27 protein-coding genes and 3 tRNA genes are annotated in these 25159 nt (G+C 72.8%); 12 read left to right on the top strand and 18 right to left on the bottom strand.

Features of this window, described 5'->3' with window-relative positions; translation table 11 throughout:
* Positions 1-29 precede the first annotated feature (29 nt).
* Together M0M48_RS26595 and M0M48_RS26590 are read right to left on the bottom strand one after the other, a co-directional pair.
* The gene (locus M0M48_RS26595; RefSeq protein WP_257753428.1) at positions 30-1292 is read right to left on the bottom strand and encodes an LLM class flavin-dependent oxidoreductase; all 1263 of its coding nucleotides are present in this window, start codon (positions 1290-1292) and stop codon (positions 30-32) included.
* Positions 1293-1392: 100 nt separating this feature from the next.
* Positions 1393-2238, bottom strand: coding sequence for a helix-turn-helix domain-containing protein (locus M0M48_RS26590; protein ID WP_257753427.1), 846 nt, complete (start codon positions 2236-2238; stop codon positions 1393-1395).
* A gap of 103 nt (positions 2239-2341) precedes the next feature.
* Here M0M48_RS26590 and M0M48_RS26585 point away from each other — a divergent pair, with 103 nt between their 5' ends.
* On the top strand, positions 2342-3235 hold the full coding sequence (locus tag M0M48_RS26585; protein WP_257753426.1) for an alpha/beta hydrolase: 894 nt from the start codon (positions 2342-2344) through the stop codon (positions 3233-3235).
* Positions 3236-3351: 116 nt separating this feature from the next.
* Here M0M48_RS26585 and M0M48_RS26580 read toward each other — a convergent pair whose 3' ends face one another.
* Positions 3352-5181 (bottom strand): DUF11 domain-containing protein, encoded by a 1830-nt coding sequence (locus M0M48_RS26580; protein ID WP_257753425.1) that lies wholly within the window; start codon positions 5179-5181, stop codon positions 3352-3354.
* Between the two features lie 150 nt (positions 5182-5331).
* Between M0M48_RS26580 and M0M48_RS26575 the strand changes: the two genes are divergently transcribed.
* Positions 5332-6537, top strand: a complete 1206-nt coding sequence (locus M0M48_RS26575) for a TetR/AcrR family transcriptional regulator (protein WP_257753424.1) — start codon at positions 5332-5334, stop codon at positions 6535-6537.
* On the opposite strand, the gene M0M48_RS26570 is transcribed toward M0M48_RS26575, so the two are convergent.
* Both M0M48_RS26570 and M0M48_RS26565 read right to left on the bottom strand, forming a co-directional pair.
* On the bottom strand, positions 6509-10330 hold the full coding sequence (locus M0M48_RS26570) for a hypothetical protein (RefSeq protein WP_257753423.1): 3822 nt from the start codon (positions 10328-10330) through the stop codon (positions 6509-6511). The genes M0M48_RS26575 and M0M48_RS26570 overlap by 29 nt on opposite strands.
* 246 nt (positions 10331-10576) lie before the next feature.
* A tRNA-Arg gene (locus tag M0M48_RS26565) sits at positions 10577-10649 on the bottom strand.
* 87 nt (positions 10650-10736) lie between these two features.
* On the opposite strand from M0M48_RS26565, the gene M0M48_RS26560 reads away from it, so the two are divergent.
* Complete coding sequence (locus M0M48_RS26560) at positions 10737-11747, top strand: LuxR family transcriptional regulator (RefSeq protein ID WP_215813840.1); 1011 nt, start codon at positions 10737-10739, stop codon at positions 11745-11747.
* 41 nt (positions 11748-11788) lie between these two features.
* Here the strand turns inward: M0M48_RS26560 and M0M48_RS26555 are convergent, their stop codons facing one another.
* Entirely contained in the window at positions 11789-11926 is a 138-nt protein-coding gene (locus M0M48_RS26555; protein ID WP_215813841.1) for a hypothetical protein, read from the bottom strand.
* A gap of 199 nt (positions 11927-12125) precedes the next feature.
* Between M0M48_RS26555 and M0M48_RS26550 the strand changes: the two genes are divergently transcribed.
* Genes M0M48_RS26550 through M0M48_RS26535 form a run of 4 tightly spaced genes read left to right on the top strand, consistent with a single transcriptional unit; the run spans position 12126 to position 14249 of the window.
* Complete coding sequence (locus tag M0M48_RS26550; RefSeq protein ID WP_215813842.1) at positions 12126-12461, top strand: hypothetical protein; 336 nt, start codon at positions 12126-12128, stop codon at positions 12459-12461.
* Positions 12458-12946: an RNA polymerase sigma factor gene (locus M0M48_RS26545; RefSeq protein WP_257753422.1), complete on the top strand. Its 489-nt coding sequence runs from the start codon at positions 12458-12460 to the stop codon at positions 12944-12946. Before M0M48_RS26550 ends, M0M48_RS26545 begins: the two co-directional genes overlap by 4 nt.
* Positions 12943-13542 (top strand): methylated-DNA--[protein]-cysteine S-methyltransferase, encoded by a 600-nt coding sequence (locus M0M48_RS26540; RefSeq protein WP_257753421.1) that lies wholly within the window; start codon positions 12943-12945, stop codon positions 13540-13542. Before M0M48_RS26545 ends, M0M48_RS26540 begins: the two co-directional genes overlap by 4 nt.
* Positions 13539-14249 (top strand): 2OG-Fe(II) oxygenase, encoded by a 711-nt coding sequence (locus tag M0M48_RS26535; protein WP_257753420.1) that lies wholly within the window; start codon positions 13539-13541, stop codon positions 14247-14249. Before M0M48_RS26540 ends, M0M48_RS26535 begins: the two co-directional genes overlap by 4 nt.
* On the opposite strand, the gene M0M48_RS26530 is transcribed toward M0M48_RS26535, so the two are convergent.
* From M0M48_RS26530 to M0M48_RS26520, 3 genes are all read right to left on the bottom strand, one after another.
* A complete protein-coding gene (locus M0M48_RS26530; protein ID WP_257753419.1) occupies positions 14234-14596 on the bottom strand; it encodes a hypothetical protein in 363 nt (120 codons plus the stop codon). The genes M0M48_RS26535 and M0M48_RS26530 overlap by 16 nt on opposite strands.
* A 97-nt stretch (positions 14597-14693) precedes the next feature.
* Positions 14694-14784, bottom strand: a tRNA-Ser gene (locus M0M48_RS26525).
* Positions 14785-14862: 78 nt separating this feature from the next.
* Complete coding sequence (locus M0M48_RS26520) at positions 14863-15321, bottom strand: hypothetical protein (RefSeq protein ID WP_257753418.1); 459 nt, start codon at positions 15319-15321, stop codon at positions 14863-14865.
* A 101-nt stretch (positions 15322-15422) separates the two neighbouring features.
* Here M0M48_RS26520 and M0M48_RS26515 point away from each other — a divergent pair.
* Positions 15423-15507 (top strand) — tRNA-Ser (locus M0M48_RS26515).
* Between the two features lie 18 nt (positions 15508-15525).
* On the opposite strand, the gene M0M48_RS26510 is transcribed toward M0M48_RS26515, so the two are convergent.
* From M0M48_RS26510 to M0M48_RS26495, 4 genes are all read right to left on the bottom strand, one after another.
* A complete protein-coding gene (locus M0M48_RS26510; protein WP_257753417.1) occupies positions 15526-16062 on the bottom strand; it encodes a DUF4232 domain-containing protein in 537 nt (178 codons plus the stop codon).
* Positions 16063-16155: 93 nt separating this feature from the next.
* Positions 16156-16395 carry a biotin/lipoyl-binding carrier protein gene (locus tag M0M48_RS26505; protein ID WP_257753416.1) on the bottom strand — a complete coding sequence of 80 codons (240 nt, stop codon included), beginning with the start codon at positions 16393-16395 and terminating at the stop codon, positions 16156-16158.
* Between the two features lie 44 nt (positions 16396-16439).
* Entirely contained in the window at positions 16440-17459 is a 1020-nt protein-coding gene (locus M0M48_RS26500; protein ID WP_257753415.1) for a hypothetical protein, read from the bottom strand.
* A 92-nt stretch (positions 17460-17551) separates the two neighbouring features.
* A complete protein-coding gene (locus M0M48_RS26495) occupies positions 17552-18346 on the bottom strand; it encodes a carbon-nitrogen hydrolase family protein (RefSeq protein ID WP_257753414.1) in 795 nt (264 codons plus the stop codon).
* A gap of 202 nt (positions 18347-18548) precedes the next feature.
* On the opposite strand from M0M48_RS26495, the gene mobA reads away from it, so the two are divergent.
* From mobA to M0M48_RS26480, 3 genes are read left to right on the top strand one after another with little or no spacing between them, the layout of a single operon-like run.
* A complete protein-coding gene (mobA, locus tag M0M48_RS26490) occupies positions 18549-19142 on the top strand; it encodes a molybdenum cofactor guanylyltransferase (RefSeq protein WP_257753413.1) in 594 nt (197 codons plus the stop codon).
* A 40-nt stretch (positions 19143-19182) separates the two neighbouring features.
* Positions 19183-19512 carry a DUF6457 domain-containing protein gene (locus M0M48_RS26485; protein ID WP_215813852.1) on the top strand — a complete coding sequence of 110 codons (330 nt, stop codon included), beginning with the start codon at positions 19183-19185 and terminating at the stop codon, positions 19510-19512.
* Between the two features lie 47 nt (positions 19513-19559).
* Complete coding sequence (locus M0M48_RS26480) at positions 19560-20537, top strand: NAD(P)H-quinone oxidoreductase (RefSeq protein WP_257753412.1); 978 nt, start codon at positions 19560-19562, stop codon at positions 20535-20537.
* A gap of 27 nt (positions 20538-20564) precedes the next feature.
* On the opposite strand, the gene M0M48_RS26475 is transcribed toward M0M48_RS26480, so the two are convergent.
* Entirely contained in the window at positions 20565-20951 is a 387-nt protein-coding gene (locus tag M0M48_RS26475; RefSeq protein WP_215813854.1) for a VOC family protein, read from the bottom strand.
* Between the two features lie 10 nt (positions 20952-20961).
* Positions 20962-21552, bottom strand: coding sequence for a hypothetical protein (locus M0M48_RS26470; protein WP_215813855.1), 591 nt, complete (start codon positions 21550-21552; stop codon positions 20962-20964).
* Between the two features lie 125 nt (positions 21553-21677).
* Between M0M48_RS26470 and M0M48_RS26465 the strand changes: the two genes are divergently transcribed.
* Positions 21678-22304, top strand: coding sequence for a bacterial proteasome activator family protein (locus tag M0M48_RS26465; RefSeq protein ID WP_215813856.1), 627 nt, complete (start codon positions 21678-21680; stop codon positions 22302-22304).
* A gap of 15 nt (positions 22305-22319) precedes the next feature.
* Here the strand turns inward: M0M48_RS26465 and M0M48_RS26460 are convergent, their stop codons facing one another.
* Genes M0M48_RS26460 through serS form a run of 3 tightly spaced genes read right to left on the bottom strand, consistent with a single transcriptional unit; the run spans position 22320 to position 25145 of the window.
* Complete coding sequence (locus M0M48_RS26460; RefSeq protein WP_257753411.1) at positions 22320-23006, bottom strand: hypothetical protein; 687 nt, start codon at positions 23004-23006, stop codon at positions 22320-22322.
* Positions 23003-23860 carry an HAD family hydrolase gene (locus M0M48_RS26455; RefSeq protein WP_215813859.1) on the bottom strand — a complete coding sequence of 286 codons (858 nt, stop codon included), beginning with the start codon at positions 23858-23860 and terminating at the stop codon, positions 23003-23005. Before M0M48_RS26455 ends, M0M48_RS26460 begins: the two co-directional genes overlap by 4 nt.
* On the bottom strand, positions 23853-25145 hold the full coding sequence (serS, locus tag M0M48_RS26450; RefSeq protein WP_257753410.1) for a serine--tRNA ligase: 1293 nt from the start codon (positions 25143-25145) through the stop codon (positions 23853-23855). The genes M0M48_RS26455 and serS overlap by 8 nt, the downstream gene beginning before the upstream one ends.
* Positions 25146-25159: the final 14 nt, after the last annotated feature.

Genomic DNA, 25159 nt, shown 5'->3' with positions numbered 1-25159 from the left:
GTGACCTCCTCGTTGCGCCTCGGCGAGCCTCAGACGAGGTTCTGGTTGTAGCCGCGTGCCCGTAGCCGCGGCAGGATCTGGTCGCGCACCTGCTGCACGCCCTTGTGCGGGTCGAAGAAGCAGAGCGCGACCTGGTCGACGCCGGCCTCGTAGAGGTCGACCAGCTGGTCGGCGACGGTGTCGTAGGAACCGAAGAGCTGGTAGGCACCCATGCCCATGCCGAGCGACTCGTACCAGTCCTTGCCGATGCCCAGGTAGCGGTCCTCGTCGAGACGCTCGTCGCGGCCGTCGCCGAACGAGCCCTCCGTGATCACGGCCTTCTCGCTGTTGAGCACGTGCCCCGCGCGGACCAGCCAGGTCCGCAGCGCCTCGTGGTCGATCTCCTCCGTCATCCACTCGACCGTCTCGGCCGCAGCGGCATCGGACTCGTCCATCACGACGTAGCACATGACGGCGATGCGGACCTTGCGACCGCGCTCGTCGAACATCGCCCGGATCTTCTGCGCGCGCGCCCGGTAGCCCTCGACGTGGTTGTCCTTGGCAGTGATGAACACGGCGTCGCACTGGCGTGCTGCGTAGTCGAGCCCGATGTCGGACCCGGCAGCGGTGATCAGCAGCGGCCGAGGCTTGCTGGTGGCGCGCGGGACCACCTGCGCGCCGTACATCTGGAAGTACTCGCCCTCGAAGTCCACCGGTTCCCCGGAGGTCCAGAGCAGCTTGAGCGCGGTCGTGAACTCGTCGGCGATCGCGTAGCGGACCTCCTGCGACGGCGGCCCGTCGAGACCGAACTGGGCGTAGTCGGCCGCGTTGGAGCCCGCGACGATGTTGACGCCGAGGCGGCCCCGCGACATGTGGTCGATGCTCGAGGTGATCTTCCCGACCAGGAGCGGGTGGAAGCCGTAGCCGGTGTGCACGGTCGTGTAGATCCCGAGCCGGTCGGTGATCACGGCCGAGCCGGTCGCCGCGGTCGCCCAGTCGAGCTGCGCGTCGTTCCAGCCGGTCGCGCCGCCGTACCCGCTCCACATGCCGTACTGCAGCTGGCTGTCGAAGCCGGCGCGCTCGGTCTCCCGGAGCAGCGTCGAGGACGACGGCCACTCCCAGACGTCGCGGTGCCGCGACGGGTCGGACAGGACGGCCTTGGACGCGGAGAGCCCGTTGCGGACGTTCCACGCGAACAGCGAGAGGTGGAGGTGGTTCTTGCGCTCGACGAACGGCTGGCCGCCCGGGTCGAACGGTCCACGGAGCACCTCGGCCTCGACTCCGGGACGCCTTCCGGCGGGACGGTTGCTCATCTCTCGCTGCCTGTCAGATATACGAACCGGTTGGTATATTGAAACGGGCATGCGTCGTCGCTGTCAATGGTCGAGCCGGCCCCGCGAGCGGGGCCGGGGCTCAGACCCGGCGGGCGAGCTCGCGCAGGCGGTCCGCGGACGGGGTGCCCGGCTCCGCCGACCACAGCACGAGCTGCTGGTCCGGGGCGCCGGCGTAGCGGAAGGTGTCCCAGTCGAGGACCAGCTCGCCCACGACGGGGTGGGCGATCCGCTTGCTGCCGAAGTCCTGGTGGGCCACCCGGTGCTCGGCCCACCAGCGGCGGAAGTGCTCGTCGGCGATCGACAGCTCGCCCACCAGCGCCGTCAGCACCGGGTCGGCCGGGTGGGTGCCGGCCTCCATCCGCAGCACCTCGACACACGTCCGGGCGACGTCCTCCCAGTCGGGATAGACCGCCTTCATCTCAGGATCGGTGAACACCATGCGGATGTAGTTGCGCTCGCGCTCCGGCACCTGGCCGAAGTCCAGCAGCAGCGCGGCCGCCAGGTCGTTCCACGCGAGGATGTCGAGGCGCGGGCCGAAGACCATCGCAGGGGTACCGTCGAGCTGATCCATCAACCGGACGAGGTGCTGGTGCACCTGGGGGCGCGGCGCGCGACGTCGTACCGGAGCCCGTCGGCCGGCCTGGGCGACGAGCCCTTCGGCGTACGCCGTCTGGTCGGCGTCGAGCCGCAGCTCCCGGGCCAGCGCAGCGAGCACCGGCGGGGACGGGGCGAGCCGGCCCTGCTCGATGCGCAGGTAGTAGTCGGTGCTGATCGCTGCCAGCTGGGCGACCTCCTCGCGCCGCAGCCCGGTCACCCGGCGGCGGGTGTGGCCGTGCTCCGGCAGCCCCACCTGGGCGGGGGTGAGCTGCGCGCGTCGTACCTTCAGGAACTCGCCGAGCTCGCGCAGGTGGGGTGAGCTGGCCATGCCGCCCAGCGTGGCACGCGGGAGCACCCTGTGCCTGGGAAGGATCCTTCCCAGGAACAGGCTCGGCCTTCCTCGCCCCCTCCGCCGGACGAAGACTCGAGCCATGACCACCAACACCCCGTCCGACGTCCGCATCCCGACCAACGGCCTGCAGCTCGCCGGCCACCTCTACCTCCCGGCCACCACCGACAGCCCGGTGCCCGCGATCGTCGTCGGCCACCCCACCACCGGCGTCAAGGAGCAGTCCCCCGCGCTGTACGCCGAGCGCCTGGTCGCCGAGGGCTTCGCCGTGCTCACCTTCGACGCCGCCTACCAGGGCGAGTCCGAGGGCCTGCCCCGCGGGCTCGAGGACCCGTTCCAGCGGGCCGAGGACTTCCGCGCTGCCGTGTCCTTCCTGTCCACCCGAGCCGAGGTCGACGCCGAGCGGGTCGGTGCCATGGGCATCTGCGGCTCGGGCGCCTACGTCACCTATGCCGCGCAGACCGACCACCGGATGAAGGCGGTCGCCGCCGTCTCCGGCACCGACGTCCCCAGCTTCTTCCGCGGTGGCGACGCCGAGGCCTGGAACCAGATGGTCGCCGCTTCCGGTGCCCTCCGCAGCGCCGAGGCCGCCGGCGAGCCCGCCGCCACCTTCCCGGTCCTCCCGGACGCCGGGACGCCCGACCTGCCCGCACCGGTCGCCGAGTTCGTCGACTACTACAAGACCCCCCGCGGCCACCACCCCCGCGCCACCGGCGAGATGGTCACCCGCAGCGCCGACCTGCTCGACCAGTACGACTCCTTCGCCGACGTCGCCAAGATCGCGCCGCGCCCGCTGCTCATGATCGCCGGCACCGAGGCGGCCACCCGCGGGTTCTCCGAGCAGGCCGTCGACACCAGCCCCGGCAACGCCGAGCTCCACCTCGTCGAGGGCGCCACCCACGTCGACCTCTACGACCGCAAGGTCGACGAGGCCGCGGTCAAGCTCGTCGCGTTCTTCCGCGAGAACCTCGGCTGAACGACGGCCTCGGAAGCCGGCGAGCCGGCCCGGGCCTTGCCGACAGGGCGAAGGGGCCGCACCCGACGGGTGCGGCCCCTCAGCGGTTTCTCCGGTGGGGTGGAGTCCTTGTCGCCTCAGCGTCCGTGCTGGACCCGGGCGCCGGTGTTCGGCGTACCGGGCAGGTTCTTCCGGGGCTGCTTCAGCTTGGGCGTCTTGACCTTCGCCTTGGACGGCAGGGACTCGACCGGGTTGCCGGCCGGCGTGGTGCCGGTGGCCTTGGCGACGTTGACGACCTTGCCGAGGACCAGGTCACGCTTGTGGACCGTGTAGGTGGCCTTGCAGGTAACGCTCGCGCCCGGGGCGAGACCGGTCGACGGGAGCTTCGGGCACTTCGGGGTCAGGCTGCCCTTGCCGGTGAACTTCTGCTCGGCGATGGCGATCGTCTTCAGCGAGATGTTGCCGGTGTTGGTGACCTTGAAGGTGTACTTGATCTTCTGGCCGAGGCGGGCGACCTTCTTCGGCGTGCCCTTCTTGACCAGCTTGACGCCCGGCGCCGCCGGCGCCACGGTGGCCGCCGCGGAGTTGTTCGCCGGGTTGGCGCGGTCGGTGACGCTCACGGTGTTGAGCACCGGCGCGCTGCCGCTGAGGACCTGGCTGTAGACGAGCGTCAGGGTCTCGTCGTTGTCGAGGCCGCGGACGTCCTCGCCGACCGGACGCGAGCAGTCGAGGACGCCGTCGGCCGGGATCGCCGCGCCGATCGCGGTGTCACAGGTGAACGGCGCGCCGCTGCCGCTGGCCACGACGGACACGAGGGTGCCGCCGGCCGCCTTGGCGTCGGTGACGGTGACGGTGTCGTCGATGCCCATCAGGTCGGGACCGTGGTTGGTGACCTTGATGGTGTACGTGACCGGCGTGCCGGACTCGAACACCTCGGCCGCGGCCGTCTTGGTGACCGACAGGTCGTAGTCGCACGGCTCCCAGGCGATCTCGCCGGTGCCGTTGCGGCTCGGGGTGTTCTCCGCGAGCGAGCCACCGGTGGGCTGGTCGATGTAGACCGCGCCCTGGGCGTTGGCGAAGAAGCTGGAGCCACCGCCGCCACCGCCGCCGATGATCAGGCCGTTGGCGCCGTTCACGTCGCCGATGGTGGTCGCGCCACCGCCGCCGCCGTAGTAGCCGGCGCCACCGCCGCCACCCTGGTCGGCACCGTTCGGGCCGCCACCGTTGCCGCCGTTGCGACCGACTCCGGGCGCACCGTTGTTGGCGGTGTCGGTCGCGTGGACCCCGCCGGCTCCGGGCGCGGTGGTGCCACCGCCGCCACCGGCACCCGGCGCGCCGGGCGTGTTGGCGACCGCGTCGTTGCCCGCGGCGCCTTCCTGGCCGGCCCAGGCGCCGGCACCCTCGATCACGCCGGCGTGACCGCCGCCGCCCGCGTCGGGGTTGTGACCACCACCGGAGCCACCACCGCCGCCGGCGAGCGCGATCGTCGTACCGTTGAGGACGAAGCTGGTGTAGCCACCGCCGCCACCACCGGTGTGACCACCGGGGCCGCCGTTGCCGCCGGCGTCATCGCCGGACGCACCGCCGACGCCGCCGCCGGAACCGCCGCGGCCGACCACGCCGGTCAGCACGTCGGTCGGGGCGAGCGGGATGCGGAACTGCACCCGGGCACCCTGGCCGCCGCCGACCTGCAGCGGGTCGTCGTCGGGCGCGTCCGGGTCGTCGTTGCCGCCGGAGACCGCGGTGCCTCCGTTGCCACCCTCGAGGGTGACCACGGCGGCGCAGGAGCCCGGCGCGGGGGACATCTCGAAGGCGCCGAGGCCCAGCACGGTCGGGGCGGGGTCGGCTGCGGGGTCGGCGTGGGAGGCCGGCGCGGTGCCGAGGATGCCGAGGGCGGAGGTCGCCGTGGCGAGCGCCGCGAGACCGGCAAGCCGGACGCGATGGGAACGGGGGGTCGAAGCAAACATGTGCCAAACCCTCCCGGTCGCCTGGCCCGAGAGGTCGAAATCGGGCGCGACCGGGCCCGAATGACACCCGAGAAGGGGTCAGGGACTTCTGCTCGGCGCCCCAGCTCGGGGGTCGAGACCCCGCTCCCGATCCGCAGTAGTCTCGGCGCCATGCCCCCGCGCAGCGCCGAGTCCACGCGCCGCCGGCTGTTGGAGGCCGGGGTCGAGGCGCTCCAGGAGATCGATGCGGCCGCGCTCGTCGGGGCGATCGGCACCCGCGAGATCGCCCGGCGGGCGGGGGTCAGCCCGGCGACCCTCTTCCACCACTTCGGGTCCGTGGAGCAGTACGCCGCCGCGCTGATCGACCGGATCTACGGCGTGGAGGAGAAGTCCGCCGAGGAGGTCGCCGCACGCACCGCGGCGACGTACGACCCGGCGACGAAGTCCGTCGCGACCGCCGACTACTACGCCCACGACTTCGCCCGGCTGCTCGACGACGCCGAGAACCGGCTCCGCGTCGGGCTCTGTGCCTTCGGGGGCGAGCAGGCGACGTCCGCCTACACCGCTCACGTCCGCACCCACGACGCCGCGGTCGTCGCGGCCATCACCGACTTCCTCGGCCGCTGGCAGCGGGAGATGTGCCCGCCCTTCTCGGTGGCCGAGTACGTCGGCGCCTACACCGGTCTGCTGAACGACGCGGTGTTCCGCAAGGCCGCCGACCCGACCTCATCCGTCGAGGGCTCGTTCGTGAAGCAGGCGTCCGCGATCTCGATGGCGATGGTGCGGGTGCCCGGCGACCCCCGCGACCTGGACGACCGGATGGCGGAGCTGCGGCTCGTCCGCCCGGCACCGCCCCAGGCCGGCCGCCGCGCCGAGCAGACCCGGGAGCTGGCGATGCACGCGGTGCGCGAGCAGCTCAAGCACACGTCGTACGACGAGCTGTCCGTCGCCACGGTCGCCCGCCGGGCCCACCTGAGCCCGGCCACCGTCTACGCGCACTTCAAGGGCAAGGCCTCGATGGTCGTGGCGACGCTGCTCGCCGACGCCGCCGGTGCGGCGGCCGAGGCGCCCGCGTCGATCGACGGAGTGGCGGACTTCCTGGCGGACCACCTCGCCTACCTCAAGCCCTACCTCGGGTCACTCGCGACGTCCGAGCCGACGGCCGACGACCCGTTGCTCGCGGCGGTGACCGCGTGCGTCCGCGGCCACGCCGAGGACGCCGAAGGGCTGGCGCGCACGACGCTGCTGGTGCTGGTCTCGCGCCTGGTGTCGCACCCGGGCGAGGGAGCCGCAGGGGCCCTGCGCCACCTCCAGCACGTGGGCGCGCTCGACCGTGGCGACCGCGGAGTCAGCGGACCCAGATCCGGTAGCGCTTGACGGCGGGCGTCCCTCCGGCGCCGGTGACGGTCAGGGTGAAGGCGAAGATGCCGGGCTTCTTCGGCCGGCCCGTGATGACGTACGACCGCCCCGACTTGCTCGGCCTGCCCTTCAGGCCGCGAGGCAGCTTGCCCTGGCGCGACCACCGGTAGGTGGTGCCGCCCGACGCGACGACCCGCTGCCGGTACCACCTGCCCACGTTGGCCGTCGACACCCAGGCGCTGCCGAGGACGATCTTCGGGGGCGTGACCGGCGGCGGGGTGGGCGGTACGACCGGCGCCGGCGCACCCAGCGCGATCGCGGCGAGCGTCAGCTGGTCGTTGGTCGCCAGCAGCGCGGGATGCACCGAACCCGGCGTGGCGCTCGGGTCGGCCGCTGCCGCACCGGAGCGCCCGGACGGGCTCGCCGGGAGCGGGAGCAGCCCGTCGAGGGCGTCCAGGACGGACGGGTCGAGGATCTCGGTGACGAGCCGGCTCGGGTCGGTGCCGGTCTCCCCGGCACCCGTCTTGGCCAGCTGGGTCCGGATCGCGTCCGTCAGGTCCTTGGCGCCGGTCAGTGCGCCGGGGAGGCCGGTGAGGTCGCGTTCGCGCAGGGCTCGGCTGGCGCCCAGCTGCAGGTAGCTGCTGAGCATCGCGTTCGCTCCGTCGAGGCGGACGAGGGCGTCGTGGAGCGGCCCGGAGGTCGTGTTCCCGGCGGTCTGGGAGCCGCGCAGGAGCCCGCGGTAGAGGTCACCCTGCAGCGAGACGAGGTTGTCGTCGATGGCGCCGCGGGCGGCCAGGGCTCCCTGGTCGAGGTTCGACCTGGTGGCTGCGAGCTTCGGATCCAGCCCGGCGATGGCCTGGTCCAGGGCGTCGCCGGCGTTGATGGTGCCGTGGTGAGCCTGGTAGTCGACGACCCCCGACGTGGCGGTGGTCGCGTCGCCCCAGCCGTTGCGCACGGCGGCGGTGGTGGCGAGGGCGGTGTACATCGACGCCCTCCGCGCGTCCGTGTGCAGTCTCAACCTCCCGTCCGGCTGCTCGATGAAGTCGGCGGTGTCCGAGTACTGCTGGACGGCGCCGGGAATCGCCGAGTAGCCGCCCCGGGGCAGGGCCACGGTCGTGTTGTACCCGCCCCCGACCGCTGCGGTCGCGGCCCCCCGGCGTACGACGCTCTGGACGTAGATCGGCGCGGTGGGGGCGTCCTTGGGTGAGAACGTCCACACGAACGCGATGTCGTCGTAGCGGTACTCCGCCTTCAGGTAGCGGCCGGTCTGGAGGTTGAAGTCGCTCTTGAGCCAGTAGCTGTTGGAGCAGTTCGCGGGGCGCGCGATGGTCACGTTCAGCGCGATCCAGCCGTCGGTGTCGTCGTCGGCGCCGTACTGGCACGCGTCGACCTGGACCTTCTTGGACGTGGTCTTGTAGCAGACGCTCAACGTGCCCAGCCCCATCCGGTGGGCCCACTGGAAGACCTGCGGCACACCGTGAGCGTTGGGGGTGAGCGTCGTCGGGCGGTCCATCGCGCCGAGCGTGCCGGCCGACTCACCAGCAGCGGCTCCGCACTGCGCGACCTTGTCGCGGCCGGGCAGCGTGGACCACAGGGTGGAGAGGTCGGACTGGTCGCTCGAGCTGTTCACGAACGGGTCGAAGGTGGAGCTGCCGCTGGTCGTCAGTGGCGAGCTCGGGGTGAGCTTGCCTGCGCCGTCGAAGCCGGGGACGGTGCCGGTCAGCTGGGTGGTGGCCTCGGCGACCAACGCGTCGACAGGGGCGGTCTCCTCGGTCTGCGGCCGGCACGGCGGTGACGTCGTCGGGGTGAAGGCGGCACTCGTGCGCTCGCAGACCAGGCGGTTCAGCAAGGTGCTGCGTGTCCCGTCGGCGGTGTCCGGCGTCGCGATCGCCGCGGTCAGGTCCGCCAGCGGCGTGCCCTGCTGCTGGATGTCGCTGAGCCAGCGACGGTAGCCGGCCGTGACGTAGCGCGGGTTCTCCAGCATCAGCTGTGCGTAGGCCCGCGACGCGAGGACGAAGTCGTCCATGTTGGCGAGCTGGGGCGCGTCTCCGGTGAGCCCGGAGAGCCGAGCGTTGCGCCACCCCCGCTTCGCCGGCACCTGGTCGAGGAAGTGGACGTTGCTCGCGATCCCGGTGCTCAGCTGGTTGGCGTCGTTCTGGAGGTCGAACGACGGGCGGTCGGTGTTCAGCTCCGGACTGTGCCGCGCCGTCACCGTGACGAACGTGTGCAGGTAGGCCGCCGCGCTGTTGAACTCGTTGAGGGGGAGCTTGCTGCCGTTGCGCTCCTCGTAGCCCAGCGCCGAGTTGATGGTCTGCCGCAGCGCGGAGTTGGTGCCGTTGCGCAGCGCTTCCAGGATGTTGTTCTGCACCGCGTCCAGGGATCCCTGCAGCCGGCTGAGGCCGTCGTACAGCTGGCCGATCTGGACGCGCGCCTGCTCGATGTCGATCACGGCGCGGTCGAGCTTCTGGGAGATGTCGTCCAGCTGGGCAGAGACGCGCGCGAGGGACTCGAACACCTGGGTGAACTGGCCGGTCACGTAGTTCTGGAAGTCGGCCATCTGCTGGGAGATGTTGTCCAGCTGGGTCATCACGAGGTCGTCGCCGGACGGCCCGAAGACGCCGGCCCACTCGAGCACCGCCGGCAACAGCGTCATCACCACGCCGAGCGCATTGCCCGACAGTGCGGCGCGGCCGATGTCTCCCTTGGCGAAGTCGTTGAACGTCATCGCGAGCAGGGTCACCTGGATCGCGGTGGCACCGACCTGGTCGACGATGTCCTTGGCCGCGCTCGTGCTGCCGGTGAGGAAGCCCGTCTGCAGCACGAGGGTGGTCTGGCTATCGCGTGCGTCCTCGACAGCCTGCTCGGAGACGGCCTCGTCCACCGGGGTCGTCCCGGTGCTGGCCGCGGCGACCTCGACGGTGGTGCGGAGGGAATCGCCCAGCTCGGCCATGGTGGCGCCGATGGTGTTCGGCGCGGGGTTGCTCGGCGTACCGGCGATGACGACACCCGTGGTGCTCAGGTTGCCGGCCTGGTCGCGCCGCGCCGCCCACGCCTGGACGTCCGGGTTGTCCATCAGCATCGGGGCGGTCGACAGGAGCGCGGCGGTGGTCGCCGAGATCGATACTCCCGTGACGCTCCCCCAGACCAGGTCCCTGGCCGAGGCGAACCGGGGGGACCTGTCGGCCAGCGTGGCGCTGTCGCGCAGGACCGCCGCCGGCGCGAAGGTCGTGGACGCCAGGAGGCGCGACTCCGTGTCCCCGTTGGTGCCCAGAGCGTTCTCGGCGTGGGTGCCCGCGGTGACGGTGGCGACCTGCTCCGCCGTCAGCCTGACCAGCTCGGTGGTGGCCCGCTGGAGGGTAGCCGCGAGCGGACCCCGGTCGGCCGTGGCCGCGCTCTGGAAAAGCACCATCGTCCGGGTGATCCGGGAGTCGAACGCCGGCCCCGTGACGGACCCGGCCGCCGCGACGAGCCCCCGGACGGCGTCAGCCGCGGCCGCAGGATCAGCCTGCGGGTCCAAGGCGTACACGTGCTGCAGCACCCGCTCGGCCAGGAGGTCCGCGGTGCTGCTCGGGTCGGAGAGCCGGGCGGCGTCCGCCGCCACGAACAGGTGGCGCCGGAACTCGGCCGCACTCACCGAGATGCGCACATCGGCGATCTGGCTGACCAACGGCGTCGGCGGGGTCTGGGCGTGGGCCGCCGGCACGGCCACGAACGGGAGCCCGACGAGGGAGGCCGCGACACCGAGGACGAGGGTCCGCAGCGCGACGGCAGCGAGGGTGAGGCGAGGACCGGTCGGTCGAGGCTGGGACATCAGGACTCCACGAGGACGCACGACGGTCCGCGGGGTGCGGACCGCCCTCATGGTGGGGCCGCCGACGGGTCGCTGGTGAGGGAAAGAGCGAGTGCCGTCGAATGGTGTAACCGCTCCACCTGACGAGTGCCTCGGCCCACGCGGCACTCTGCCCGGCGGAACTGATCAAGTGGTCAACTCGTCGCCGGTTCGGGAGACGAAGAAGGGCCGCTCCCAGCGGGAAGCGGCCCTCGTCGTCGTGCGCTGCGCGCCTGTAGGGATTCGAACCCCAAACCTTCTGATCCGTAGTCAGATGCTCTATCCGTTGAGCTACAGGCGCCCGTCGCCGTGGCGACCGAATGAGAATAGCCGAGGCACCCCGCCGATGCCGAATCAGCGGCATCGGGCGGTGTGGAAGCATGGCGCCATGGCCGGCTACCGCCCCGAGGATCGGGAGCTCTTCGAGGAAGAGGCGATCGGCCTCTACGAGCTGATCCTGGCCGAGGGCGGGCTGGCCGCGGACGACGAGCGCCTCGCCGACGGTACGCCGCAGCGCCGGGCCTTCGACCTGCTCGTCGAGCTGGGTCTGCTCCAGCTCGACGGCACCCGGCAGACCTGGCGACCGCTCGAGCCGAGCAACGCCCAGGCGCGGGTGGTGACGCCGTTGGGCAACGAGGGGGCGCGGCTGCTGCAGGAGTCGGCGCACTGGGCGTCGGCGTTCACCCACCTCGCACAGAGCTGGCGCCGCTCGCCGGCGGCCAACGAGTCAGGGCCCTTCCTCTACCTGCATGGCGAGGCGATCAACCCCTACCTCACCACGCTCGTCACCGAGGCCCAGGAGGAGCTGCTCACCGCGCAGCCCCAGGCCACCCGCAGCGCCAAGACCGTCGCCGAGGCGGCGGTGCGCGACGTGGCCGCGCTCAAGCGGGGTCTCACGATGCGCACGCTCTACCAGCACAGCGCCCGGCGCCACCCCGCCACCCACACGTACGTCGCCACGGTCACCGAGCACGGTGCGGAGGTGCGCACGCTCGACGAGTTCTTCAACCGGATGATCGTCGTCGACCGCCAGGTCGCGCTCATCCCGGCCGCCGACAGCCTGGCCACGGCGGTCGTCGTACGGGAGCCGGCGATCGTGGCCTACCTGGTCGACGTCTTCGAGCGGGCGTTCGCGCGCGGCCGGCCGTTCGCGAGCGGCGAGCAGCGGGTGCGCAAGGAGATCGCCTCGGAGCAGCGGGCGATGACGATCCGGATGCTCATCGAGGGGCACGCCGACGCGGTGAGCGCCAAGCGGCTGGGCGTCAGTCCGCGGACGTACGCCGGATACGTGGCCGAGCTCAAGGAGGAGTACGACGCGGAGACGCGTTTCCAGCTGGGCTACACGATGGCGAAGCTCGGTATCGCCGGCCAGGAGAACCAGGACACGGCGCAGGAGTGAGCAACCCCGGCCCGAGAACCGGGGCGACGACGTCGCAGCGCTCAGCGGTGCGAGGTCGGAATCACCCGCCAACCCCAACCGGTGTCCGCCTCGGCGGAGGTCGGGATGGAGACGACGCCGATGGTCGTGACCACGACGGCGAACGAGAAGGCGGCTGTCCTGCGGGCGAGCTTCTTCATCTGGGGCCCCTCACTGGGTAACGGGCCTGCACCCTCGAACAGGCCCTGAATTGCCGACCCCTACCCGCTCAGGGGCAAGCGCAAACCAGTCTGCCTCACCGCCCCAGCAGATGCGAGGAGGCGCCCCCGGACCGGCCGTCTCACGTTCGGCCGGCGCGGGACGTCTACCGGGTGAACCCCCACGGAAGGATCCACCCGCGTGTCCCTCGACCTGCCCCTGCTCGCCGGAACGCTGTCGACCGCGATGTTCGTGACCGCGGCGCTGCCGATGGTCGTCAAGGCCGCCCGGACCAAGGACATGGCCTCCTACAGCGCCGGCAACCTGGTGCTGAGCAACTCCGGCAACGCGCTGTACGCGGTCTACGTCTTCACCACGCCGCCCGGGCCGCTCTGGGCGCTGCACGCCTTCAACACCGCGGTCGGCCTGCTCATGCTGGCCGGCTGGCTCCGGTATGCCGCCCCGGCCCGTGCTCGATGGCCGATCATGGCGGGGACGTCCGGCGCGTCGGGCGCTTCGGGAAGGGGTGTGCGGTGAGGCAGCCGTTCGAGCAGGTGGTCGCCCAGCACGGGCCGACCGTGCTGCGCGTGTGCCGCGTGCTCCTCGGTCCGCACGACGCCGAGGACGCCTGGTCAGAGACCTTCGTCGCCGCCCTGCGCGCCTACCCCGGGCTCCCCGACGACGCCAACGTCGAGGCCTGGCTGGTGACCATCGCGCACCGCAAGGCGATCGACGTCCTGCGCGCCGCCCAGCGGCGTCCGCTGCCCGTCGACGAGGTCCCCGAGCGCGCCGGCGATCCCGGACCGCCGGCGCCGGACGACGACCTCTGGGCCGCGGTCCGCGCGCTCCCGCCCAAGCAACGCCAGGCCGTGGCGTACCACTACGTCGCCGGCCTCCCGTACGCCGAGATCGCCGCGATCCTGGGCGGCACGACCGACGCCGCCCGTCGCGCCGCGGCCGACGGCATCAAGAACCTCCGCACGACCTACCCGGGCCTGCTCACGGAAGGAGCCCGCTCATGAACGACCTCTCCCACCTCGCGTCGTCGCCCGAGGACGCCGGCGTCCTCGCCCGGCTGCAGCGGCGACTGGCCGCGGACGCCGCGGCCGAGGGCCTGCTCGACCTCGCCTACACGACCGTCGACTCCCCCGTCGGCCCGCTCCTGCTCGCCGCCACCCCGCGCGGACTGGTCCGCGTCGCCTACGCCAGCGAGGACCACGACCAGGTCCTCGACACCCTCGCCCACCGGCTCTCGCCGCGGATCCTGCGCGCACCCGACCGCCTCGACCCCGTGGCCCGGGAGCTGGAGGAGTACTTCGCCGGGCGGCGCCGTACCTTCGACGTGGACCTCGACCTGTCGCTCTCGCACGGCTTCCGGAGCCTCGTGCAGCGCCACCTGCCCGAGATCGGGTACGGCGAGACGCGCAGCTACGGCCAGGTCGCCGCGCTCGTCGGCAACCCCAAGGCCGTGCGCGCCGTGGGCACCGCGTGCGCGACCAACCCGCTGCCGGTCGTCGTACCGTGCCACCGGGTGCTGCGCGCCGACGGCAGCCTCGGCGGCTACATCGGCGGCGCCGACGCGAAGACCACGCTGCTGCGCCTGGAGGCGGCCGCGTGAGCACCTGGGAGGACCGCGTCGCCGGCGCCGACTGGACCGCCGTCGCCGCCGACCTCGACCGCGACGGCGGCGCCCTGCTGCCCGAGCTGCTCACCCCGGCGGAGGCGGCGGGGATCCGGGGGCTGTACGAGCACGACGAGCTGTTCCGCAGCACGATCGACATGAGCCGGCACCGGTTCGGGTCGGGCGAGTACCGGTACCTGCGGACGCCGTACCCGGAGGCGGTGGAGCGCCTCAAGCAGGCCCTCTACCCCCGCCTGCTCCCCATCGCCCGCGACTGGTGGTCCCGCCTGGGCCGCGAGGCCCCCTGGCCGGACTCGCTCGACGCCTGGCTCGAACGCTGCCACGGCGCCGGGCAGACCCGGTCGACGTCGATCCTGCTGCGCTACCGCGAGGGCGACTGGAACGCCCTCCACCGCGACCTGTACGGCGACCTCGTGTTCCCGCTGCAGGTCGTGATCAACCTCGACCGCCCCGGCGTGGACCACACCGGCGGCGAGCTCCTGCTCGTCGAGCAGCGCCCCCGCGCCCAGTCCCGCGGCACCGCCACCCTGCTCCCCCAGGGGCACGGCTACGTCTTCACCACCCGCGACCGGCCGGTGCGCTCGGCCCGGGGCTGGTCGGCGGCGCCGGTGCGGCACGGGGTGTCCGCCGTACGGTCGGGGGAGCGGCACACGCTCGCCCTGGTGTTTCACGACGCGGCCTGAGCCCGGGCCCTCTCCAGGAACCGGGCGTAGCGCCGGTCCGCGAGCGGCGGCGCCACCGAGCAGGCGAGCACGAACGCCATGCCGGCGACGCAGAGGCCCTGGCCCGGGAGCGACCCCGGCACCAGGGTCGCGTTGACCAGCACCCATCCCAGCAGCGCCAGGGAGCCGTAGGGGTCGTACGAGCCGCGCGTCGTCCGCACCAGGTAGGCGATCGCGACCAGCACGGCGAAGCCGGCCGCGGACGCGACGTAGACATCACGCACGAAGACCAGGGTCGCGGCCGCGACGACGAGGTCCGCGGCGGCGCCCGCCCGGGCCACCCGGAGGAGCGTCCGCGCGTCGACCATGTCGACCACGGTAGGCGCTCGGCGGGCGCCGCGGGGCCGAAGTGAAGAACCCCCGCCGAGCTTTCGCCCGCCGGGGGTTCCTCTGTTCCAGCTGCTGCGGAGGCGGAGGGATTTGAACCCTCGATGGGGTTGTAGCCCCAAACCCGCTTAGCAGGCGGGCGCCATAGACCAGACTAGGCGACGCCTCCTCCACTGTCGGTCACAGACCGACCAGCGCAGCACAGGCTACAAGCACCCCGCGGGTGCCGCCCAATCGGACCCCGGGATCAGCGCGCGGCGCGCTCCAGGTGCGTCCGTACGACGCGCGCGAACTCGTCCTTGTCGGCGGCGACCAGCTGCACCGGGATCGTCGTGCTGCGGCCGTCGCGCAGGCGCAGCACCACGCACTCGATCCCGCTCGGGGACGCCGCGACGGCGTCCTCGACCTCGCTCCACCGCGCCTCGGTCGCGCCCGCCGCCCGGATCGCCCGGACCCGGTAGCCCGCGTCGGTCAGGCGCACCACGACCAGGCCCGAACGCAGCCACCAGCCCAGCGCGATGAGGCCCAGCAGGCCCAGGCCCAGGACGGCGACCAGCAGGTCGGCGTTCAGGTCGAGGGTGGCGACCAGCCCGGTCACGACGAGGAGCAGCACCGCCAGCAGGATCAGGTAGGCCCCCACGAACCGCGCCATCACCGGCGGGGCCAGGCGGTAGTCGGTGACCCCGGGCGACTGCGTGCTGCTCATGCTGCGATTGAACAAGACCGGCGAGCAGGGGGCAAAGCGGCGCGGTCCCGCCGACCGTCCTAGACTCGCGAGGGTCCGGCGGTGCGTGCGCCGACGGGCGAGGAGGGGTGCCGGAGTGGCCGATCGGAACCGCCTTGAAAGCGGTCGTAGGGAGACCTACCGCGGGTTCGAATCCCGCCCCCTCTGCTGGCCGGGTGCCCGCCGTCAGCGGCCGTAGGCCCAGTTGCGGACCAGGTGCACCGAGGGGTTCGCGCACCCCGTCGTCGCGTACGGCGCGAACTGCGCGTGCGTCTCACCGGGCAGGTAGACCCGGAACCCCTGGACCTGCCGCGGCCGGCAGGTGTGCTTCGGGTAGTTGAGGGCGTCGGTGACCTGGACCCGGGCGCGGACCTTCTGCCCGGGGGCCAGGGTCACGGTGCGTACCCGGGACGGCATCCGTACGGACGCCGCGCCGATCTGGGTGCCGTTCCCGTGGCCGACCAGCGACAGCCCGCCGTAGCCGTGCACGGTGCACGGGCGGGTCGAGGTGTTGGTGACGACGATCCGGCCGAAGGACGATCCGGCGGCGCCCTGCGTCGGGCGGAAGGCGACCTTGGTCTGCGCCGCGCGGCACGCCCCGACGGACGAGGCGGAGGCAGCGGAGGCAGCGGGAGAGGCCGGCGCGGCCTGGGCCGTGGCCGGCGTCAGGGCAGCGAGGGCGAGGACCGCCACGACGATGGCGGCGGACGAGCGTGGCTTCATTTCCGTACTCCTGTGCTGAGAGGCCCGTCGGAGCTCGGCGGCACGTCCCATTCGACACCCGCGCCAGGACGAATGCCTGTGCGGAGCCTGAGATCAGGCGAAGAAACGGCGGAGCTCGATGAGCACGTCGCCCTCCTGGACGACGTCCCCCGCTTCGACCTTGACCGCGGTGACCACACCGGCGACCTCGGCCATGACCGGGATCTCCATCTTCATCGACTCCAGCAGCACCACGGTGTCGCCCACGGCGACGGAGGCGCCCTCGGCGACCTCGACGCGCAGCACGTTGGCCACCATCTCCGCGACCAGCTCTGACGTCGTCACTCGGGCCATGGGCACGACGCTAGGCGTTACCCCCGAGTACCTGAAAGCAGAGGTCAGAGGAGGGGTTCGAAGCGTCCCGGCTCCGGTCGTACGGCGGCCGCCTGCTCCGCGTCGCGGCTGCGCCGGCCGCGGGTGCCGGTGAGGGCGAGGTCGAGGCGGATGAGGAGCCAGCCGAGGAGGAGGCCGAGGACGAGGGAGTAGGCGACCGAGAGGCCGGCCTCGCGGACCGAGACGGCGGGGTTGGCGAGGGCGGTGGCGGCCGGGGAGGTGGCGGCGACGCCGAAGGCGCAGACCCACCAGCCCTGGCGGCGGCGGGCACGCATGTGGCAGCCGTAGGCGAGCGCCGGTACGCCGAGCACGGTGGCGATCGGGCGCGGGAAGGCGCCGAGGTGCTCGCGGCTCCAGCGCACCCAGGTGAGCAGCTCGTCGACGAGGCCGGTGGAGCCGTAGCGGCGCAGCAGCTCGGCGTACAGCAGGGTCGCGGCGAGGACGACGCCGCCGATGGCGACGATGATCAGGCCGCGACGGCCGATGCCGTGGAAGCCGGCGCCGAGGCGGTAGACGAGCACGATGGCGGCGGCGAAGGCGAGGCCCAGGCCGACGTACTCGAAGCGCTCCTTCTGGATGGCCGGCTCGAAGCCGATGGCGGCCATCGCACCGACGCCGCCGAAGAGCAGCGCGATGACGCACTCGCGGGCCGCGCCGAGCAGGCCGGCGGCGGGGACGGTGATCATCACGCCGAGGACGGCGGCCGCGGCGGAGGTGCCGACGGCGGCGCCCGTGAGGAGCAGGTCGTTGTCGCTGAACACGGCGATCAGGCCGCAGATCAGGGCGAGCGGACCGAAGATGAAGGGCCGGCCGCCGGTACGCGCGGCGAGGCCCCAGGCGAACGCGGTGGCGATGGTGATCGAGCCGGTCACGGCGAGCTGCTCGGGACCGACCGGCACCATCGCGCAGACCAGCGCGGCGGTGCCGAGGAGGATCAGCGTGAACCAGATCACCAGCGGTGCGCGCGACTCCCCGAACTCACCGAGGCGCTGCTCGAGGGGAGCACGAGAGGGAGCGCGGGACACGGAGAGCGAGCCTATCTGGTCGGCAGCGCGGCGAGAGGCGCCGTCCCCCGGCAGCTTGCTGCCCCCTCCGCGCCGGAGCCGCGCTCGACCGATCAGTGCAGCCGGCGGTTGGCCAGAGACGGATTGACCCGACGGGCCTCCTCCAGCACCGTGCGCTCGGCCACAGCCCGGAGCACCTCCGGCGTCTCCGGGTCCCCGGCCGAGGCCTCGGCGACCACCTCGCCGAACGGGTCGACCACCAGCGAGTGCCCGCAGTAGCGCGGGGCGGGCTGGCCGACCGCGGCGACGTACACGGTGTTCTCGATCGCCCGCGCGGTCACCAGCGTGCGCCAGTGGTGCACCTTGCGGGGACCCGCCACCCACGCCGCCGGTACGACGACCAGCTCGGCGCCGCGGTCGACCAGCGCCCGGGTGAGCTCGGGGAAGCGCAGGTCGTAGCAGGTCATCAGCCCGACCTTCCAGCCCCCGACCTCGACGACCACCGGCTCGATCGGGCCCGCGGTGAGCCGGTCGGACTCGCGGTAGCCGAACGAGTCGTACAGGTGCACCTTGCGGTACGACGCCGCGGCCGCCCCGCGCACCAGCAGCGTGTTGTAGGGCCGCGCGGGGTCCGGACCCTGCTCGAACATGCCCGCGACGAGCGTCGTCCCGCCGGCCGCCGCGGCGTCGTCGACCGCGCCCGCGAAGGCGCCGTCGAGGGGCTCCGCGAACGGGCTGACGTCCGAGCCGGCCTCACCGAAGTCGCGCGCGAACGCCTCGGGGAAGACGACCAGCTCGGCGTCCCCGGCGTGCTCGGCGCTCAGCCGGGTGAGCGCGGCACGGTTGGCGGCCGGGTCGAGCCCGGCGGCGGCCTGGACGAGCGCGAGGCGCAGCGTGGGGGTCGTCACGGTGCCAGCCTAGAGATCACGCGGGGAGGGGCTGTCGAGCGACGCGTCGTTCCCGTGCGTGCCTGGGTGCCGCCGACGAGGGAGGCGGGCCGGAGGCCCGACGACTGAGGAGAAGGTGCTCAGGGGCGTACGGGGGCGGCGCGCCGCCGGCACCGCCCTCCCCGCGTGGTCTCTGAGGTGTCGTTTTGGGAGGATCGGAGGCGTGGTGATCGAGATGGGGCTCTCCGGGTTCGCGGCCGTCGTGCTGGCGGGCGGTCAGGGCTCCCGCCTGGGAGGCACGGACAAGGCGTCGATCGAGATCGACGGCCGCACCCTGCTGGACCACGCGCTCGACGCCGTCATCGACGCGAGCGAGGTCGTCGTCGCCGGGCACCAGGTGCCGACCGAGCGGCCGGTGACGTTCGTGCGCGAGGAGCCGCGGTTCGGCGGACCGGCGGCCGGCCTGCTGACCGCGCGCGACGTGCTGCTGCGCCGGTTCCCGACGCTCGCGGTGCTGGCGGTCGACATGCCGCGGTTGACGGCCGGCACGTTCCGGCGCCTCCACGAGGCAGGGGTCGGCCACGACGGCGCGATCCTCACCGACGCCGACGGTCGCCGGCAGCTCGCCTTCGTCGTCGACACCGAGCGCCTGGACGCCGTCCGTCCCGATCACGAGGGGCAGCACGGGCTGTCGATCCGGGCGCTGCTGGCGCCGCTCGACCTGGTCGAGGTCGCGCCGATCGGCGACGAGGGCCGCGACATCGACACCTGGACCGACCTGCGCGACGCCGCGGGCGAGGCACCGCCCTGGCCGTAGCCCCTTGTCAGGTCCGGGCCCCTCGTATCACTCTGGTCGGGTGAACCTCCACGACTGGATCGATGAGTTGTGCGATGCCCTCGACGTCGAGGCCGAGGCTGACGAAGGCCTGCTGGTCGACCTCGCCGGGATCACGCGCGAGAACGTCCACCCCGCCGCGGGCTTCGTGACCGCCTTCCTGCTCGGCTTCGCCGCCGGGGAGCAGGGCGCCGATCCCGACCAGGTCGAACGCCTCGCCGCCAAGGCCCAGGCGCTCGCCGAGTCCTGGGACCGGCCGGCCGGCGCGGTCGAGGAGGAGGACGAGGACGTCGAGGTCGCCGAGCTCTCCGCGTCCGAGTACGACGAGGACGAGGCCGACTCCCTGGTCTAGGGCTGGTCCAGCGCGTGCACGCCGGACCGGCTGACAGACTGGCCGCCATGCGTGCCGTCACCCAGACCGCCCCCGGAGGCCCCGAGACCCTCGTCGTCAGCGAGCTCCCCGACCCGGTCCCGGGCCCCGGCGAGATCCTCCTGGACGTGGCGGCCACGGCCGTCAACCGGGCCGACCTGCTGCAGCGCCAGGGCTTCTACCCGCCGCCGCCAGGCGCGTCGGACGTGATCGGCCTGGAGTGCAGTGGCACGGTCGCCGCGCTCGGTGAGGGCGTCACCGGCTGGGCCGTGGGCGACGCGGTGTGCGCGCTGCTCGCCGGCGGCGGCTACGCGAGCCGGGTCGTCGTACCGGCGGGGCAGGTGATGCCCGTCCCCGACGGCATCGACCTGGTCACCGCGGCGGCGCTGCCCGAGGTGGCGTGCACGGTGTGGTCCAACGTCTTCATGGTCGCGGCCCTGCGCCCCGACGAGGTCTTCCTCGTGCACGGCGGGGGCGGCGGGATCGGTACGTTCGCGATCCAGCTCGCCGCGGCGTCCGGGGCGCGGGTGTTCACCACCGCCGGCAGCGCCGACAAGCTGGAGCGGTGCCGCGAGCTCGGCGCCGAGGTCGCGATCAACTACCGCGACGAGGACTTCGTCGAGGTGGTGCGGACGGCGACCGGCGGCGCGGGCGCCGATGTCGTCCTCGACAACATGGGCGCGAAGTACCTCGGCCGCAATGTCGACGTGCTCGCCGACGAGGGTCGCCTCGTCATCATCGGGATGCAGGGCGGGGCCAAGGCCGAGCTCAACATCGGCCAGCTGCTGTCCAAGCGCGGTGCGGTGATCGCGACGGCGCTGCGCTCGCGGCCGATCGAGAGCAAGGCCCGGATCTGCGCGTCCGTCGTCGAGCACGTGTGGCCGCTGGTCGCCGACGGCCAGGTCCAGCCGGTGGTCTCCGCCGTCCTCCCCCTGGACGAGGTCGCCGAGGCGCACCGGCTCATCGAGTCGGGCGAGGCCGTCGGGAAGGTCCTGCTCACCCCCTGAGCCCCGGGACCCCGATCGGGGGCGGGCTCAGCCCGTCCGGGCGTCGTCGAGGCAGAGGATGTTGTCCTCGCTGTCCTTGAACCAGGCGGCGTGCCCCATGCCCTCCAGCCCGGCGATGTCGCCGTCCCAGGTGACGCCGGGCAGCTCGTAGTGCTCGAAGCTCAGCCCGCGGCTCCGCAGCTCCTCGACCACCGGACGGACGTCGTCGACATGGAGCTGGGCGATGGTGTGCCCGGCCTTCCCGGCGTACTCGGTCTCGTAGAGGTGGAAGTCGGTGCCGCCGGTCCGGTAGCGCAGCCCTCCCGGGCTCTCCTCGACGGGCTCCAGCCCGAGCGTGTCGGCGTAGAACGCGCGCGCCCGGCCGAGGTCGGCCGCCGGGATGTTGGCGACGACCTGGCAGTCCTGCAGCAGCATCGCGGGCTCCTCAGGCCGTCTCGAACCAGGGGTGGTGCAGGTCGTGGAAGGTCGCGCCCTTCATGGCGTACTCCAGCTCCCGGCGCACGTCGGCCGGCGGCTCCATCTGCTCGCCCTCGCGCGCCGCGGCCTCCGAGGTGAACGCGATGGTCTCGACGAACGTGCCGTCGGGCTCGATCGCGAGCGTGCCGCCGAGGATGTCCGGACGCATCTCGTGGAGCATCGTGGTGTCGGCCATCATCGCCTTGAGCCGGCTGGGGTCGTCGACCTTGCCACGGATGATCTGGACGAAGCCGGCGTCGTCGGAGCCGCCGTCCAGGAACAGTGTGACGTCGTCGCAGTCGTGGAACTCCGGCGTACCGTCCAGGAGCGCGGTGAACCGCTCGGCCCACGCCCCCTGCTCGGGACGGTCGGAGTTGGCCATCGCCTCCTCGCGCGAGGCGAAGCGGACGACCGCCATCAGCTGGTCGTCGTCGGTGAAGCCGTAGGTACCGCCCAGCCAGCCGGTCGCCCCGGGGGCCAGGTCGCGCCGCCACTCGTCCAGCAGGGCGTGGACCTCGTCCTGCCGGGTGCAGGCGCACTGGATCATCTGGATGAACATCGTTGCCTCCTCAGGTCAGCCCCGCCCCCTCCGGCAACGTACGCCGGCCCGCCGGGCCCGGCATCACCCAACGAGGGGATCGGTCCACCCCGGCGCCGTCGCGGCTCGTTGGCTAGGTTGGGGTCATGACCGAGAACGCCTCCGGCAGCGAAGAGCAGATCGTCGTCATCGGGCCGGACGGCCAGCCGATCGGCACCGTCCCCGCCTCCGCGGTGGAGCAGGCCGCCGACCTGGACGACGACGAGGACGGCGAGCGCGCGCTGACCGACCTCGTCGAGCAGCCGGCCAAGGTGATGCGGATCGGCAGCATGATCCGCCAGCTCCTCGAGGAGGTGAAGGCGGCGCCCCTCGACGAGGCCAGCCGCAACCGCCTCGCCGCGATCCACCGCTCCTCCATCGCCGAGCTCGAGCAGGGCCTGGCCCCCGAGCTCGTCGAGGAGCTCGAGCGCCTCTCGCTGCCGTTCTCCGAGGACGTCACCCCCTCGGAGTCCGAGCTCCGCATCGCGCAGGCCCAGCTCGTCGGCTGGCTCGAGGGACTGTTCCACGGCATCCAGACCGCGATCTACGCCCAGCAGATGGCCGCCCGGGCCCAGTTCGAGCAGATCCGCCGGGCGCTGCCGCAGGGCATGGGCATCCCGGGCGCCGCGGGCGGCGTCGTCCCCGGGGCGCCGGGTCAGCCGGGGCAGCCCGGTCAGCCGGGACCGGCCGACGAGACCGGTGACGAGGGCCGCTCGAGCGGGATGTACCTGTAGGTCACGCGGGGGCCGCTAGACCCGGCGGCGTCCCAGCCGGGAGACCAGCACCAGCCCGAGCACGCCGATCAGCGCGATCGCGCCGCCCGAGGCGAGCACGCGGCCGAGCTCGGGCGGGTTGCCGGCGGGATCGCTGGGCTCGCTGAAGGCGACCGGCTGCGGCGTCGGGCTCGGCGGCGCGGTCGGCTCGACCGAGGCGAGGAAGCGGCGCAGCGTGGCCGCGATCCGCGGGGTGACGCCCTTGGGCAGCAGCGCGGTGCCGGTGCAGGGGTCGGCGACGACCCGTCCGCCGCGGTCGTTGGTGAAGAAGAGGTACGCACGCGACTTCTCGACCGTCGGCGTGGCGTCGGCGGGCCAGTCGACGGTGACCAGGACCTGCTTGTCCTTGTCGATGTCGCCGCGGAACGGACGCTCGACGGCGACCAGGTAGCCGACCCGCTGGGCATCGCCCGCGGTCGGCTGGACGGCGCGGACGGTGCCGGCGAAGACGTCGTCGGCGGGCAGCGCCCGGGCGTCGATCTCGGTCTCGTCGGTGAGGTCGAGCGCATCGCACATCGCCGGGTACGACGACGCGCCGGCCGACGCGGGCACGGCACCCGCGGCACCCGCGGCACCGGCCGGGGCCACCGGCGCGAGCGCGAGCAGCGTCGCCGGGACGACGAGCAGGGCCGGCGGCAGCAACCGGCGGACGGGGGAGGTCACCCCTCCATCCCACCAGATCCGGGAGCGGGGAACCAGCGACCGATCTCCAGCGCGGCACCGTCGTCGTCGACCGAGGCGGTCACCGCGTCGGCGATCTCCTTGACCTCGTCGATCGCCTGACCCATCGCGACACCGCGTCCGGCCCACTGGAGCATCTCGATGTCGTTGCGCCCGTCGCCGATGGCGAGGACGTCGGCGCGGTCGATGCCGAGCTGCTGGGCGACGTACTCGAGGCCGGAGGCCTTGGACACGCCGACCGGCGCCAGGTCGAGCCAGGCGGTCCAGCCCACGACGTAGTCGGTGCCGTGCAGGCCGAGGTTGGCGGCGAGCGCGACGAAGTCCTCGGCGGTGGCCTTGGGGTCGCGGATGATCACGCGGCTGACCGGCTCGGCGACCATGTCGGCGACGGCGGCCACGCTCGTCGTACCGCCGAGCTCGCCGTCGGGGAAGGGCGCGGAGACCCGGTAGCCGACGCCGCGCTCCTCGACCGCGACGAGCGCGTCGGGGTGCTGCTCCAGCACGGCGGCGACGGCCGCGCGGGCGTCGAAGGTGACCTCGTGGACCACCTCGGCCGGCGGGTAGCGCAGCACGACGGCGCCGTTGGCGGCGACGATCCAGATCTTCTCGCCGTGCCCGTGCAGGTCGAGCTTGTCGGCGACCACGGTCATGTTGTGCGGCGCCCGGCCCGAGGACAGGACGACGTGGGCGCCCGCGTCGAGGACCCGCTGGACGGCGTCGTGCACCGCCGGGGTGACCTCCTCGTGGCTCATCCCGAGCCCGGCCACCCAGCGCAGCAGGGTGCCGTCGATGTCGAGTGCGACGAGGCGCGGCCGCCAGGGCCGCTCGTCAGGCACCGGCAGCCTCGGCGACGGGGGTGAGCACCTCGAGGCCGCCCAGGTAGGGCTGCAGCGCCTTGGGCACGCGGACCGAGCCGTCGGCCTGCTGGTGGGTCTCGAGGATCGCCACGATCGTCCGGGTGATCGCGGTGAGCGTCCCGTTGAGGGTCGCGATCGGCCCGGTCTTGTCGCCGAACCGGCCGCGGGTGTCGAGCCGCCGGGTCTGGAAGTCGGTGCAGTTCGAGGTCGAGGTCAGCTCGCGGTACTTGCCCTGGGTCGGGATCCACGCCTCGCAGTCGAACTTGCGGATCGCGCTCGCGCCGAGGTCGCCCGCCGCGATGTCGACCACCTGGTAGGCGAGCTCGAGCTTGTCGAGGAACTCCTTCTCCCAGGCCAGGAGCCGCTCGTGCTCGGCCGCGGCGTCCTCGAGCGTGGTGTAGATGAACATCTCCACCTTGTCGAACCAGTGGACCCGGATGATCCCCTTGGTGTCCTTGCCGTGCGAGCCGGCCTCCTTGCGGAAGCAGGGGCTGAACGACGCATAGCGGCGCGGCAGGCTCGCACCGTCGAGAATCTCCTTGGAGTGGTACGCCGCCATCGGGACCTCCGAGGTCCCGACGAGGTACATCTCCTCGCCCTCGATCCGGTAGATGTCCTCGCCGCCCCCCTGGTCGAGGTAGCCGGTGCCCTCCATCGCCTCGCGGCGTACGAGCGAGGGGGCGATCACCTGGGTGAAGCCCGCGTTGCGGGCCTGGTCCATGGCCAGGTTGACCAGCGCCAGCTCGAGCTGGGCGCCGACACCGGTGAGGAAGTAGAAGCGGCTGCCGCTGACCTTGGCCCCGCGCTCCAGGTCGATCGCGCCGAGCAGCCGGCCGAGCTCGATGTGGTCGCGCGGCTCGAAGCCCTCGGCGGCGAAGTCGCGCGGCGTACCGACCTGCTCGAGGACCACGAAGTCGTCCTCGCCGCCGGTCGGCGTCTCGTCCGCGACCACGTTGGGGATCGCCTTGAGCGCGTCGGTCCAGGCCGCCTCGGCGTCGGCCTGGGCCCCCTCGAGGTCCTTGACCTCGGCGGAGAGCGCCTTGACCTGCGCGAGCAGCGCCTGCTTCTCCTCGCCCTGGGCCTGGGCGACCTGCTTGCCGAACGTCTTCTGCGCCGCGCGCTTCTCCTCGTACGCCGCGATGGCGCCGCGGCGGGCGGTGTCGGCGTCGAGCGCCCGGTCGACCACCTCGGAGGACGCGCCGCGCTTGGTCTGCGAGGCGCGGACGCGGTCGGGCTCGTCACGGAGGATGCGGGGGTCGATCATGGCGCTCAGGCTAT

It is taken from the genome of Pimelobacter simplex, assembly GCF_024662235.1.
GTDB lineage: Bacteria > Actinomycetota > Actinomycetes > Propionibacteriales > Nocardioidaceae > Nocardioides.
Note: the sequence above shows the minus strand (reverse complement) of the source record. Positions and strands in the feature narration are given on the sequence as shown.